Below are 13,986 nucleotides of genomic sequence, written 5' to 3' on the forward strand. Positions count from 1 at the left end.
AAGGTGACGCAACCTCAATTCCAACAAAGTGTCAATCTGACTGAAAAATGTCCACACGTACCGGCAGGCTGTTGCAGGTGCGGTGTTAGCCCAGCCGTTTTTGCACCTGCGCTGTGAAATCGTCGCCACGCTGTTCGAAATTGTCATATTGATCGAAACTTGCTGCTGCCGGGGCCAGCAGAACGGTCTCGCCCGCCTGTGCATCCGCCATGGCCTGCGCCACTGCCGCCTCCATCGTGGTACAAACCTGTGCGTCGGACGTCAGTTGCATCGCAAAGCCCGCCGCCTCACGACCGATAACATAGGCTTTGATCACCTGATCCGCTGCTGCGTTCAGGGCTGCGACACCGCCTTCCTTTTCAAGGCCGCCACAGATCCATCGGATCTTTTTGAACGCCATAAGCGCTTTCAGGGCGCTGTCGACATTGGTCGCCTTGGAGTCGTTGACATAGGTAACCCCGTCGGCCTCGGCGATGATCTGGCTGCGGTGGGGCAGGCCCGGGAACGAGTGCAGCGCGTCTTCGATCACGCGCGGCGCAAGGCCCAGCGACCGGCAAGCCGCATAAGCCGCACAGGCGTTCTGGTGGTTATGGGCACCGGGAAGGCCCTTGATCGCGCGCAGGTCGATAGACCCGGCCTGCCGCCCCTTGCGGTATTCCGACAAAAACCCCTTGCGCGCAAAGACCTGCCATCCCGGCCCGGTCAGCTTTCGCGCTACCGAGATACGAATTACGCGGTCATCCGCTGGCCCTTCGGCCAGTTGCCCTGCCAGAAACGCACCTTCGGTTTCGTCGATGCCGACAATCGCGCGGTCCGGGCCGCCTTCGGCAAACAACCTTCGTTTGGCCGCGAAATATCCGCCCATGCCGCCGTGGCGGTCCAGATGGTCGGGCGACAGATTGGTAAACACCGCCACATCCGGGGTCAGCGCGCGGGCCAGTTCCGTCTGATAGCTGGAAAGCTCCAGCACCACGACCGAGCCATCACCGCCCGGACCGATATCCAGAACCCCGCGCCCGATATTTCCGGCCAGCTGCGCCTCGCGCCCGGCCTCGGTCAGGATGTGATGGATCAGCGCCGCGGTAGTGGATTTCCCGTTCGAGCCGGTGACCGCGATGACACGTGGCGGAGTGTCATAATTGCTCCATTCCGGCCCCGCAAAAGAGCGGAAGAACAGCCCGATGTCATTGTCGACCGGCACGCCTGCGTCCAAGGCTGCGGCAACCACGGGGTTGGGTTCGGGATAAAGATGCGGAATGCCCGGCGAAACGATGAGCGTGGCAATGGTGTCAAACGCCCCCTGTTTGCGCAGGTCGGCACAGGAGAATCCTTCGCCCTCGGCTATGGCGCGAGCTGTCGGGTTGTCATCCCAGCAGACCGGCTCCGCCCCGCCTGCGCGCAAGGCGCGTGCGGTTGCCAGGCCGGACCGGCCCAATCCCAGAACCGCAACTTTCTGCCCTGAAAAGCCTTTGACCGGGATCATTTCATGTGTCCTTTGCCTAGCTGCGCTTCAAGCCAGTCTGCCCGCTCGACCACGGGCCGTTTCGGGACAAGGACTGTCTGGAAACCAAGTTTCGGTAAGCGGTCGCACAAAGCTTCATATTCCGCAAGAGCGTCAGACAGATCATGCTGTCGCTCGCTGTCCTGAACATAGATTTCAGGCCATGGTGGAAACAGGAACACGCGGCAATCATAGCCAAGCCGCAGAATCTTATCACGCAGTGCATTTTCAAGATTTGTGCCCGTGCGCTCGAACCAGATCAGAGCATCCAGCGCCGACCTGTCAAACAGAACCAGACCAGCTGGAGCATGGGCCATGTCGTCAATAGCCGTGCCGATCACCTTTCTGCAAAACGCCTTGGGGTCATTCCACGGTAACGCGTTCCCACCGCTATGCTGCTCGGCCCTGACCACACGTCGACCAGGTTCAGGAACCGTTGCGTAGCCACGTTTCGCCATTTCCTGAAGCAGGGTTGACTTACCTCCGCTGGAACATCCTGACAAAACAACTCGACGGTTGGTCACCGGACTTTCAGCGTTGCCAGACCGATCATCGCCAGGATCAGCGAGATGATCCAGAAGCGGATGACGATGGTAGGCTCGGCCCAGCCCTTTTTCTCATAATGATGATGGATCGGGGCCATCAGGAAAACCCGCTTGCCGGTGCGTTTGAAGTAGAGAACCTGAATGATCACGCTCAGCGCCTCGACCACGAACAGGCCGCCGACGACGGCCAGAACCAGCTCGTGCTTGGTGGCCACGGCAATAGCGCCCAGCGCGCCGCCCAGCGCCAGCGAACCGGTGTCGCCCATGAACACCGCCGCCGGGGGGGCGTTGTACCACAGAAATCCCAGACCCGCACCAAAGAGCGCAGAGGTAAAGATAAAGATCTCACCCGTGCCCGGCACGTAATGCACGTCAAGATATTCGGTAAAGTCGACGCGGCCCACGGCATAGGCGATCACGCCCAGCGTCGAGGCGGCGATCATCGCTGGCATGATGGCCAGCCCGTCCAGACCGTCGGTCAGGTTCACCGCGTTGGCGGCCCCTACGATCACGACAATCGAGAACGGGATATAGAAGATACCCAGATTGACCAGCGTGTCCTTGAACACTGGCACGGCCAGTTGATTCTGCAACGCTTCGGGGTGGTGCAACGTCGCCCAGAGCGCGGCCAGCACCGCGATGATCACGCCCAAGGCAAGGCGCATCCGCCCCGGAACGCCCTTGGTGTTCTGTTTCGACACCTTGGCATAGTCATCCGCGAATCCGATGGCCGCATAAGACAGGGTCACGAAAAGCACCATCCAGACATAAGGGTTATCCAGACGTGCCCAGACGAGGGTCGAGGTCACAAGAGCACCGACAATCAGCAACCCGCCCATTGTTGGCGTGCCTGCCTTGGAAAAATGCCCCTCGGGGCCATCATTGCGGATCGGCTGGCCCTTGCCCTGCTTTCTGCGCAGCACGTTGATCAGGGGCTTTCCGAAGATGAACCCAAAGATCAGTGCCGTCATGAAGGCACCGCCTGCGCGGAAGGTGATATACCGGAAGAGGTTCCAGAAATCCCCGCCATCCGACAGGGCGGTCAACCAGTACAGCATGACAATACCTTTCTCACACGAGGCGCATGGGCGTGATCACCCATCAAGCGCGCCCCCTTGCCCCATTTTGCGCAGACCGTCAACAATCGAGGCCAATCCCATGCTGAGAGAGCCCTTGGCCAGCACAGTATCGCCGTCCCTGACCAGCGAAGGCAACCGTTCGGCCATCTCGGCGCTGGTTTCGGACCAGAGACCGCGTTTCGCCGGGGGCAGCGCGTGGTGCAGTGCCCGCATCAACGGGCCGATACAATGCACCTGATCGACATGTGCCATCGCTTCGGCATCGGCCATGGCGGCGTGCATCGCCACTTCCTGTGTGCCCAGCTCTTTCATGTCGCCCAGAATGGCGATGCGGCGTTTGCCTTGTGAGGCAGCGAGTACATCCAGCGCGGCCTCCAGCGAGGTCGGGTTGGCGTTATAGCTGTCATCCAGCAGTTCGATCTGCCCGCCGCCGGGCAGAGGAATGCTTTCCCGTACGCCGCGCCCCTTGACCGGGGACCATGCGCGCAGACCTGCGACGGCGTCATCGAGATCAACACCCAATTCAACGCAGGCTGCCAAGGCCCCCAGCGCGTTCATGGCGAAATGCGTACCGGCAGAGTTCACCTCAAATCGGATTACCTGTTCATCAACGGCAGCCTCGGCTTTCACGGTGTTCGCCGCCTGCTGAACGTCGGTCAGCCGGTAATCCGTTGCGCCTTGGCCGAAATCCACGATTCCGGCCCCCTGCCCAAGCGCCGTTTGGCGCAGGATGTCTGCGTGGTCGATATCTGCATTGACGATTGCCGCGCCACCGGGTTCGAGCCCTTCAAAGATCGCTGCTTTTTCATGGGCGATACCAGCGACGGACTCGAAGGCTTCCAGATGCACCGCCGCCACGGTTGTAACCAGCGCCACATGCGGGCGGGCCTGCCGGGCCAGCGGGGCAATCTCGCCCGGATGGTTCATGCCGATCTCGATCACTGCGAATTCAGTGTCACACGGCATCCGTGCAAGGGTCAGCGGAACGCCCCAGTGGTTGTTGTAACTGGCCACGCTGGCATGGGTTTTGCCTTGTGTTTCAAGGATCACGGCCAGCATTTCCTTGGTCGATGTCTTGCCGACACTGCCGGTCACCCCCACCACACGCGCATTCGTTCTGGCGCGAGCCGCCTTCCCCAAAGCCTCGAGCCCCGCCTGAACATCATCGACGATCAGCAGTGGCGCATCCGGCGATACGTTGTCGGGAATATGCGAGACCAAAGCCGCGCCCGCGCCTTTCTCAAGCGCTTGGGCCACGAATTCATGCCCGTCCCGCGCCGCTTTCAGCGCAACAAACAGATCACCGGGTTGAAGGGTGCGCGTGTCGATGGAGACACCATCAGCGGTCCAATCGGTCGTGACCCGCCCGCCCGTTGCCTGAGCGGCCTCGGATGCTGTCCAGAGCGTCATGCGACCCTCCCGTCCAGCGCGGCGACGGAAATGCTGGCCTGTTCCACATCATCAAAGGGCAGTACCTGATCGCCGACGACCTGCCCGGTTTCGTGGCCCTTGCCCGCAATCAGCAGTGCGTCGCCGGGTTGCAGGGCATCGATGCCGCGCAGAATGGCTTCGGCGCGGTCGCCGACCTCGGTCACGCTGACGTCGCCCGCTGCCTCGAGTGCACCTGCCATGACGGCGGCGCGGATGGCGGCGGGGTCTTCGCTGCGCGGGTTGTCATCGGTGACGAAAACCATATCCGCATGGTTCGAGGCCGCCCTGCCCATCAGCGGGCGTTTCGTGGCATCGCGGTCGCCGCCCGCGCCGACAATGGCAATCAGGCGGCCCATCACATGCGGACGCAGCGCCTTGAGGGCGGTGGCCACGGCGTCGGGGGTGTGCGCGTAATCCACAAAAACTGTCGCGCCGTTGTCGCGGGTTGCGGCCAGCTGCATACGCCCGCGCACGGTGGTCAGATGCGGCAGAGTTTCAAAAACCCGTTCGGGGCTGTCGCCCGCAGCAATCACCAGCCCGCAAGCCAGCAGGATGTTTTCGGCCTGGAACCCTCCGATCAGGTTCAGGCGGGTCTGGAAGGTCCGGCCCTGCCACGCAAATCGCAGGTCCTGCCCGGTGGCATCGAACCGCTGGTTGATCAGGCACAGATCGGCGTCGCCCAACCCGACGGTCAACACCGATTGACCGCGCGCCTCGGCGATCCGGCGGACCCGAGACCCCTTGGGATCGCTCAGATTGATAACCGCGGTGCCATCCTGTGGCAGAACCCGGTCGAACAACCCGGCCTTGGCTGCGAAATACGCTTCAAAAGTCTCGTGGTAATCCAGATGGTCCTGCGTGAAGTTCGAAAACCCGGCAGCGGTCAGGTGCACGCCATCCAGGCGGCGCTGTTCGAGACCGTGGGACGAGGCCTCCATCGCGGCATGGGTCACGCCGTTTTCGGCGGCTTCCGCCAGACAGCGATGCAGGGTGATCGGCTCGGGCGTAGTATGGGCCAGCGGCGCGGTCCATGCCCCTTCGACACCGGTTGTCCCAAGGTTGACGGCCGCGTGGCCCAGTTCGGTCCAGATCTGGCGCACAAAGGTGGCAACCGAGGTTTTTCCGTTGGTTCCGGTGACTGCGACAATGGTCTGCGGCATCGCGCCGAACCACAGGGCGGCGGCCCCGGCCAGCGCCTGACGCGGGTCTTCGACAACCACCAGCGCCGCCTCCGACACCGCAAGTTCAGCTGCTGCGATTCTCGCCCCTTCGGCATCGGTCAGGATGGCGGCGGCCCCCATGCGCAGGGCGTATTGGATGAACGAACCACCATGAACCCGCGTGCCGGGAAGGGCTGCAAACAGGAAACCGTCTTTCACCTCGCGGCTGTCAACGGCCAGACCGGTGATCTCGGGGTTTACCCCGCCTCGCGCGGTCAGGGCCAGTTGGCTGAGTTTCTTTGACCTTGTGCCCATGACCCACCTCTTGCCGGACAGCCTAGTTTGAGGTCAGCGTTATAGCAGCGCCCGCCTCAGGCTCAAGCCGGGGACGCAAGCCCAGCAGAGGCGCCACGCGACCAATAAGTTCGGCAGCTACAGGCACTGCTGTCCAGCCTGCAGTTCGGCGTTTTTCGCCGTATGCCACGATCGAGGGTTCATCCAGCGTGACGATCAGAACATATTTCGGATCGTAGGCCGGGAAGATCGTTGCGAAAGTGGCGATGACCTTGTCTTCGTAATACCCGCCGCGTGGCTTGGGCTTGTCTGCCGTGCCGGTCTTGCCAGCCACGTCATACCCTTGCACTTCGCCAAAGCTGGCAGTGCCATCCGTCACCACCTTGCGCAGCATTTTCTGCGCCTGACGCGCGGTTCCCTGCGACATCACGCGGGGGCCGTATTGCGGGCCGTTCTGGCGCAGGATGGTCGGGCTGACATAGTGCCCGCCATTGGCAATCGCCGCATATCCCGCCGCCAGATGCATCGGGCTGGTTGACAGGCCATGGCCGTAGGAGATGGTCACGGTGCTCAGCTCGCCCCATTTCTTCGGCATCAGCGGCACACCACCCTTGGCTTCGACAATCTCGAACGGAGTCGGTTCGAACATGCCGAGCGCGTTCAGAAAGTCCTGCTGCCGCTGCGCACCGATCTGCAACGCCAGACGCCCGGTGCCGCGGTTCGAGCTGTGGACGATCACATCCGCCACGCTGATCTTGCCGTAATTCTTGCCGTTAAATTCACCAATCGGGAAGCGCCCGATCTTCATCGGGCCGGATGTATCGATGATGGTGTTCGAGTTTACCAGCCCAAGCTCGACCGCCTGCGCGGCGGTGAAAATCTTGAAGACCGACCCCAGTTCGTACACGCCTTGCACATAGCGGTTGAACAGCGGGCTGTCCGAGGGATCAAACCCCGCGGTCGGCGGGCGCGGACGATCATTGGGATCGAATGAGGGCAGCGAGGCGGCGGATACAACCTCGCCCGTATGCGCATTCATCAGAACCGCCGATGCACCCTTGGCATTCATGATCTTCATACCGCCATAGAGCACTTGTTCGACCGCGGCCTGAATGGTCAGGTCCAGCGACAGTTGCAGCGGCTTGTTGCCGTTGGCGGGATCGCGCAGATAGTCGTCAAACTGCTTTTCCACCCCGGCCACACCGATCACCTCGGCGGCGCTGACGCCCTCGCGGCCAAAGCCGGAGCCGCCAAGGATGTGCGCGGCCAGCTTGCCATTGGGATAGAGGCGCATTTCGCGCGGGCCAAACAGGATGCCGGGATCACCGATGTCGTGCACGGCCTGTTTCTGTTCGGGCGAGATGCGTTTCTTGATCCACAGGAACTTGCGGTTGCCGGTGAAGTCCTTGACCAGACGCTCTTTATCCAGATCGGGGAAGATCGCGACCAGCTGATCTGCTGCCGCAATCGGGTCGATCATCAGCGGTGGCTGCGCGTAGACGGAATAAGTGTCCAGATTGGTTGCCAGAATGCGCCCTTCGCGGTCGACGATATTGGCGCGCTGCATGGCAATCGCAGCCCCCGGCGCATTGGCCAGCGGCTCCTGCGCCTCGGACGTTGCCAACATACCCATGCGGACGCCAACCACCGTGAAAGCGCAAAAGAAGAACAACCCCAGCACCAGCAGACGCCCTTCGGCGCGGGCGCGGGCGCGGTCTTTCATGTCTTCGTGGCGCTTGCGGATGTTTTCACGCTCGATCGCCTTTGGGTTTTCGCCCCGGGCGCGGGCGTCAAGGATACGGGCCAGTGGGCGAAGGGGCGTGCGCGTCATGGGATCTGCACCTCGCCCAAGGCCTGAATGTCGGTGATGGCCTGCAATTCAATCGGGTCAACGATGGGCAGGTCAGGATCCTCGGCAAAGGCAATCTGGTCGGCGCGCCCGAACTGTTCGGCCCGCAGAGGCAGCAGACCAAGACGTTCAAAATTCAGGTCTGCCAGTTCTCGCAGCCGGTCGGGGCGGTTCAAATATGCCCATTCGGCGTTCAGAACCGCCAGCCGCACCTGCGCCATGCCGATCTCGCGTTGCAGGGATTGCGTTTCCTTCACCACCTGTTGGGTGCGATAATTCTCCTGATAGGCCCAAAGCGCCAATCCGAACACGGACAGGGCAGTCAACACATACAAAACACTCTTCATCTTGCCCTTCCCCCAAGTTGAGGCGTTCCAATGGCGCGGGCCTCAATTTCCCCCGCCGGAGCATCGGTACGGATCGCAACACGCAGCTTGGCCGAGCGCGCGCGCGGGTTTTCCTGCAATTCCTGTTCGTCGGGCCCCACCGCCTTGCGGGTCTTCAGCGTAAATTGCGGCTGGTCCTGTTCCATCTCGGGCGCATAGCGGTTCGCACGCCCTGTCTTGCCCGCGCGCGACTGAAAGAACCGTTTGACCATCCGGTCCTCGATGGAATGGAAGGTGACAACGGCCAGCTGCCCACCGGGTTTCAGCGCACGTTCGGCAGCCATAAGGCCCTGAAACAGCTCTTCATATTCGGCATTCACCGCGATCCGCAGGCCCTGAAAACTGCGCGTTGCGGGATGCGATTGCCCCGGTTTCGGACGCGGCAGGCAGGATTCGACAATCTCGGCCAGTCGCAGGGTTGTTGTGATCGGCGCCTCGGTTCGTGCCCTGACAATCGCCTTGGCAATCCGGCGGCTGGCGCGTTCTTCGCCATAGTGGAACAGGATATCGGCCAGTTGCGCCTCGGTCGCGGTGTTTACCAGATCGGCGGCGCTTTCGCCTTGCTGGCTCATCCGCATATCTAGCGGACCGTCCTTCATGAAGGAAAACCCGCGCTCGGCCTGATCCAGCTGCATCGAGGACACGCCAAGATCCAGTACAACGCCGTCCAGGTCCTGCGCATATTCGTCCATGCGCGAGAATACGCCGGGCTGCATCACCAGCCGGTCGCCGTAATCCTGCGCCCAATCTGCCGCCATTTCAAAGGCCAGCGGATCTCGGTCTACACCGATCACCTTGTCCGCACCGGCCTCCAACAGCCCGCGCGTGTAGCCGCCCGCGCCAAACGTGCCGTCCAGCCAGATGCCAGTGACCGGCGCAACCGCAGCCAGCAAGGGGCGCAGCAGAACGGGAATATGTGGTTTTTCTGATGAGGACGCAGCGCCGGCCATGCCGTTACGCATCCCCGGTGCCATCTAGGAACTGCATCGGATCAAAATCGTCAGGCAGATCATCTATCCATTCTTCGGTCTTGGCCAGTTCCTCGACCTCGTAGGTCTCGGGTTTCCAGATCTGAAAGGTGTCACCTGCGGCAATAAAGAACGCCTCTCCTTCCAGACCGATCTTGCTGCGCAGCTTGGCGGGCAGCACAAGACGCCCGGTTTCGTCCACGTTGGTCGGGAAGGACTGACCGTGGAACATGCGCTGCAACATCCGCCGCTGCATCGAGCCACGCGGCAAGGCATCGATCTTGGCATCAACCTCGTCAATCGCCTGCATGGTATAACATTCAAGGAACTTGCGGCGGTGGTCGCCATAGACAATCACCAGTTCAGGGTTGTCACCGGGCTGCCAGTTGGGATCGGACGATTCAAGCACACGGCGAAACGAGGCCGGGATCGACACCCTGCCCTTCGTATCCACCTTGTGGTGGCTCTCACCTCTAAACCTGCGCGCCAAGACGACTGTCCCTTTCGCTTGCGCCCCACCTTGAATTCACGGCCCCCCCCGGATGAAAAACGGCGGGTTGATCTGCTGCCACTGATCAACCCGCCGCATTGACCCGCTAAGCGGGATGTCCAGCTGCGCGCGCCACCTGGGGGGATGTCTGCTCGCCCGCGCGCCGGATCTCTTGGTTGATGAAAGCGAGATGCCTGTATGAAACCTGAATATTTTTGGTCGGGGTCGTTTGGTGCCCCTGCTGCCTCGTCCTCATCGGATGCATTAGGGATGACATGGGAATTCATGGAAATCAATAGGAAACTTGCGCAGCGTGTCATGAGGAACACGGCCAGAGCGGAATATCATTGAAGGATTCGAGTCCTATGACACCAGTTTTAGCGGATGATGAAAAACCCACCCCTATATATAGAAAATTCTGCGGCCGAATTTTTTCCCGCGATTTCCCAAGAAATTTGCCTGCTTTTCTTTTGGACTGGAAATATTAGCCCCAAATGCACAATCAGCCCTTCGAATCGTTCAGAATTTCGGATCGCTTTCCGGCAATCTCCCCCACGCGACCACATCGCCCCATGATTTCCCACGAGCGATTTACCCATGCCTTGTCAACATCAGAACGGATATGTTTTGCCCATTTTCCCGCCGAGCGCGCTCAATTCAAAGGCAGGCCGCCGTGAAGAGCCAGATGTCGCCGCAAAAGCTGACCTAGGGTCGACCCCATATTTTCAAGGCGCATCGCGGCAAGAAGAAAAAACTGAGCCAATCTATGCATTTGCTGCATAGCAGCATTGATGTCGTGACCTATTGTGCAATTGCAGCATTTGCCTATCTTCAGTCTCAAGCAAGGGCCGGACGATACCGGCAAGACAAAAAGATACGGATGAAGAGCATGGCAGTCGCAAGCACGCATACAGCAGTAAAGAACGCACCGGCGTTTGGTTTTGGCGCAGTTTTGGAAAACGCAAAAACCCGGTTCGTGCGCTATCGCCTGTACCGCCAGACCGTCAATGAACTGTCCGCTCTGTCGAACCGCGAGCTGGCCGATCTTGGCCTGCACCGCTCGATGATCCGCCGCGTTGCCATGCAGGCAGCGAACGAACAATCCGCGCGATAAGCGCAACACGCATACTGAGATCAGGCCCTTCCTCCTCCCTTAGGGTCTGTAATCAGCGGCAGCGTCTCCCTCCTCCCTGACGTTGCCGCACCTTATACCGGCTTCAACCCGCCGGACACGGATACATCGGGGCTTCCTCCTCCCTGCCTTGATGTTGAAAGCGCGCGGCGATGTCTTCCTCCTCCCTGACATCGCCGCGTCTTCCTCATACCGGGCTCAAACCTGGGTTCGCATACATCAGGGCTCTCCTCCTCCCTGCTCTGATGTTGACAAGACGGCGGTTCCCTCTCCTCCTCCCTGGGAACCGCCGTTTTTTGTTTTTCAGACACTGGTGTAGGATGGCATCCTGACTTCTGATGCGGAGGACGCCATGGCCGCCTATTTCATTGCGCAGATCAACATTCACGACCCCGACGGGTACCAGGGCTATCTGGCAGGTTTCATGCCGATCTTCGACCGCCACGGCGGTCGCCTGCTGACGGTCTCATCCAAACCGGTCGAACGGATCGAAGGCGATTGGCCAGAAGGCGGGATTGTGTTGATGGAGTTTCCGGATCTTGCAGCGGCGAAAGCCTGGAAGGACGACCCGGATTACACCGAACTGGCGAAGATCCGAAAGGCCACCGCAACCACCAATCTGGTTCTGGTCGACGGGATATGACGCCTCAGAACGGGACGTCATCCTTGTTGGTCAGAAAACGCGAGACCACTTTCTTGATGCCCGCCTTGTCGAAATCGACCTCGACCTTGTCACCTTCGATCCCGATCACCGCGCCATAACCGAATTTCTGGTGAAACACCCGCTCGCCCAGCGTGAAACTGGCCAGTGCGGTGGCGTCGATCACCGTGTTGTGGCTTTCGCGGGGTTGCGACATGCCATATTGGCCCTGCCGCGCCTGCAACCGTCTCCAGCCCGGTGAATTATAGACATTGGCTTCGGCCGCGCGGGTTTCTATGCCCGCCGTCTGATGACCGCCACCATAAAGGCCCGGAGGTGTCAGCACCTCGACATGGTCCTCGGGCAACTCGTCAATGAACCGTGACGGCATCGAGTTCTGCCATTGCCCGAATACACGCCGGTTGGCGGCGAAGGAAATCGTACAAACCTCTTCGGCGCGGGTGATGCCGACATAGGCCAGACGGCGTTCTTCCTCGAGCCCTTTGAGGCCGGTTTCGTCCATCGACCGCTGCGAGGGGAACAGCCCGTCTTCCCACCCCGGCAGGAAAACGACGGGAAACTCCAGCCCCTTGGCCGCGTGCAGGGTCATGATCGAGACTTTAGCGCCGTCACCATCCTGCTCATTGTCCATGACCAGGCTGACATGTTCCAGAAACCCTTGCAGGTTTTCGAAATTGTCCAGTTGGTTGACCAGTTCCTTGAGGTTTTCCAGACGCCCCGGCGCTTCGGGGGTCTTGTCGTTCTGCCAATGGGCCGTATAGCCGGATTCGTCGAGAATGATCTGGGCCAGTTCGATATGGGTATGCTCGGGCGCGCCATATCGGATCGGCGAAACCCCATCATCGATAACAGTGTCATCATCGACCTCAATCCGGGGACCGCGTGTCATCGCATTCCACCGGGCCAACCCGTCGATCAATTCGCGCAGCGCTTTGCCGCCCTTGCCCTTGATCAGCCCATTGTCGACTGCGATCCGGGCACCTTCGACCAGAGACACGCCGTTCTCACGCGCCACAATCTGAATGGCCTGCTGCGCCTTGTCGCCCAATCCGCGTTTCGGCGTATTCACGATCCGCTCGAACGCCAGATCATCCTCGGGGCTGGTCACCAGTCGGAAATAAGCCATGGCATCGCGGATCTCCATCCGCTCGTAGAAACGCGGGCCGCCGATCACCTTGTAGGGCAGACCGATGGTCAGGAACCGGTCCTCGAAGGCGCGCATCTGGTGCGAGGCACGGACGAGAATCGCCATCTCATCAAGGTTCATCGGACGGATACCGCGCGTCCCGCCCTGCATCGCGTCGATTTCCTCACCGATCCAGCGGGCCTCTTCCTCGCCGTCCCAATGGCCGATCAGGTTGACCTTGTGGCCGTCTTTGGCATCGGTCCACAGCTCTTTACCCAAACGGCTTTCGTTGCCCCGAATGACGTTGGAAGCCGCCGCCAGAATATGTGGGGTCGAGCGATAGTTTTGTTCCAGCCGCACCACGTAGGCACCGGGAAAGTCCTTTTCAAACCGCAGGATGTTACCCACCTCGGCCCCGCGCCAGCCATAGATCGACTGGTCGTCATCGCCCACGCAGCAGATGTTCTTGTGTCCCCCGGCCAGCAGGCGCAACCACAGGTACTGGGCAACGTTGGTATCCTGATACTCATCCACAAGGATGTAGCGGAACCAGTGCTGGTATTGTTCCAGAACATCCGGATGGGTCTGAAAAATCGTGACCATGTGCAACAGCAGGTCGCCGTAATCCACCGCATTCAGCTCGCGCAGGCGGGTCTGGTATTGAGCATAGAGCTCAATGCCCTTGTTGTTATAGGCCCCGGCATCCGCCACAGGCACCTTGTCGGGCGTCAGCGCACGGTTTTTCCAGTCGTCGATGATCCCCGCCAGCATCCGCGCCGGCCAGCGTTTGTCATCGATATTGGCGGCCCGAACCAATTGCTTGAGCAGGCGCAGCTGGTCGTCGCTGTCCAGAATCGTGAAGTTCGATTTCAGATCGACCAGTTCCGCGTGGCGGCGGAGCAGTTTGACGCAAATAGAATGGAAGGTGCCCAGCCATGGCATTCCTTCAGCTGGCTGGCCCAGCAAGCGGCCTACTCGTTCTTTCATCTCGCGCGCGGCCTTGTTGGTGAAGGTCACCGACAGAATCTCGTTCGGGCGCGCGCGCGCCGTGTTGAGCAGATGCGCAATCCGGGCCGTCAGCGCCTTGGTCTTGCCCGTCCCCGCCCCGGCCAGCATCAGAACCGGGCCGTCCAGACGTTCGACCGCGTCACGTTGCGCCGGGTTCAGATCATCCAGATAGGGCGAAGGGCGCACGGCCATAGCCCGCGCCGACAGCGATGCGCCTTCGAAGGCGTCCATTTCGTCAAAACTGCTCATGCCCCCAAACTACGCCGGATGATCGCCAAGGGAAAGAGTTTGTTCACGGCTTGTTCGCGGGGATTTTTCACGTCTTTTTGCATTCAATTCTAAACAAAGATGCCGCT

At 60.6% G+C, this 13,986-nt stretch carries 12 protein-coding genes; 2 read left to right on the forward strand and 10 right to left on the reverse strand.

Going from position 1 to position 13,986, the window contains the following annotated elements; all coding sequences use genetic code 11:
* Positions 1–85: 85 nt before the first annotated feature.
* From murD to mraZ, 9 genes are read right to left on the reverse strand one after another with little or no spacing between them, the layout of a single operon-like run.
* Positions 86–1,483, reverse strand: coding sequence for a UDP-N-acetylmuramoyl-L-alanine--D-glutamate ligase (murD, locus tag ACR0JI_RS03955; RefSeq protein ID WP_480493799.1), 1,398 nt, complete (start codon positions 1,481–1,483; stop codon positions 86–88).
* Positions 1,480–2,025: an AAA family ATPase gene (locus ACR0JI_RS03960; protein WP_480475933.1), complete on the reverse strand. Its 546-nt coding sequence runs from the start codon at positions 2,023–2,025 to the stop codon at positions 1,480–1,482. The genes murD and ACR0JI_RS03960 overlap by 4 nt, the downstream gene beginning before the upstream one ends.
* Entirely contained in the window at positions 2,022–3,104 is a 1,083-nt protein-coding gene (mraY, locus tag ACR0JI_RS03965; protein WP_480475931.1) for a phospho-N-acetylmuramoyl-pentapeptide-transferase, read from the reverse strand. The genes ACR0JI_RS03960 and mraY overlap by 4 nt, the downstream gene beginning before the upstream one ends.
* Before the next feature lie 36 nt (positions 3,105–3,140).
* Positions 3,141–4,535 (reverse strand): UDP-N-acetylmuramoyl-tripeptide--D-alanyl-D-alanine ligase, encoded by a 1,395-nt coding sequence (locus ACR0JI_RS03970; protein WP_480493798.1) that lies wholly within the window; start codon positions 4,533–4,535, stop codon positions 3,141–3,143.
* Positions 4,532–6,031: a UDP-N-acetylmuramoyl-L-alanyl-D-glutamate--2,6-diaminopimelate ligase gene (locus ACR0JI_RS03975; RefSeq protein ID WP_480493797.1), complete on the reverse strand. Its 1,500-nt coding sequence runs from the start codon at positions 6,029–6,031 to the stop codon at positions 4,532–4,534. Before ACR0JI_RS03975 ends, ACR0JI_RS03970 begins: the two co-directional genes overlap by 4 nt.
* Before the next feature lie 22 nt (positions 6,032–6,053).
* On the reverse strand, positions 6,054–7,841 hold the full coding sequence (locus ACR0JI_RS03980; protein WP_480475925.1) for a peptidoglycan D,D-transpeptidase FtsI family protein: 1,788 nt from the start codon (positions 7,839–7,841) through the stop codon (positions 6,054–6,056).
* Positions 7,838–8,206 carry a cell division protein FtsL gene (ftsL, locus tag ACR0JI_RS03985; protein WP_209504535.1) on the reverse strand — a complete coding sequence of 123 codons (369 nt, stop codon included), beginning with the start codon at positions 8,204–8,206 and terminating at the stop codon, positions 7,838–7,840. The genes ACR0JI_RS03980 and ftsL overlap by 4 nt, the downstream gene beginning before the upstream one ends.
* Complete coding sequence (rsmH, locus tag ACR0JI_RS03990) at positions 8,203–9,195, reverse strand: 16S rRNA (cytosine(1402)-N(4))-methyltransferase RsmH (protein ID WP_480476928.1); 993 nt, start codon at positions 9,193–9,195, stop codon at positions 8,203–8,205. Before rsmH ends, ftsL begins: the two co-directional genes overlap by 4 nt.
* Positions 9,196–9,199: 4 nt before the next feature.
* Positions 9,200–9,703 (reverse strand): division/cell wall cluster transcriptional repressor MraZ, encoded by a 504-nt coding sequence (gene mraZ, locus ACR0JI_RS03995; protein ID WP_480493796.1) that lies wholly within the window; start codon positions 9,701–9,703, stop codon positions 9,200–9,202.
* Positions 9,704–10,592: 889 nt separating this feature from the next.
* Between mraZ and ACR0JI_RS04000 the strand changes: the two genes are divergently transcribed.
* Positions 10,593–10,817 (forward strand): DUF1127 domain-containing protein, encoded by a 225-nt coding sequence (locus ACR0JI_RS04000; RefSeq protein ID WP_480493795.1) that lies wholly within the window; start codon positions 10,593–10,595, stop codon positions 10,815–10,817.
* A gap of 370 nt (positions 10,818–11,187) precedes the next feature.
* Complete coding sequence (locus ACR0JI_RS04005) at positions 11,188–11,478, forward strand: DUF1330 domain-containing protein (RefSeq protein WP_480493794.1); 291 nt, start codon at positions 11,188–11,190, stop codon at positions 11,476–11,478.
* A 4-nt stretch (positions 11,479–11,482) separates the two neighbouring features.
* On the opposite strand, the gene ACR0JI_RS04010 is transcribed toward ACR0JI_RS04005, so the two are convergent.
* The gene (locus tag ACR0JI_RS04010) at positions 11,483–13,879 is read right to left on the reverse strand and encodes an ATP-dependent helicase (RefSeq protein ID WP_480493793.1); all 2,397 of its coding nucleotides are present in this window, start codon (positions 13,877–13,879) and stop codon (positions 11,483–11,485) included.
* Positions 13,880–13,986: the final 107 nt, after the last annotated feature.

This window comes from Ruegeria sp. N10, from assembly GCF_056531545.1.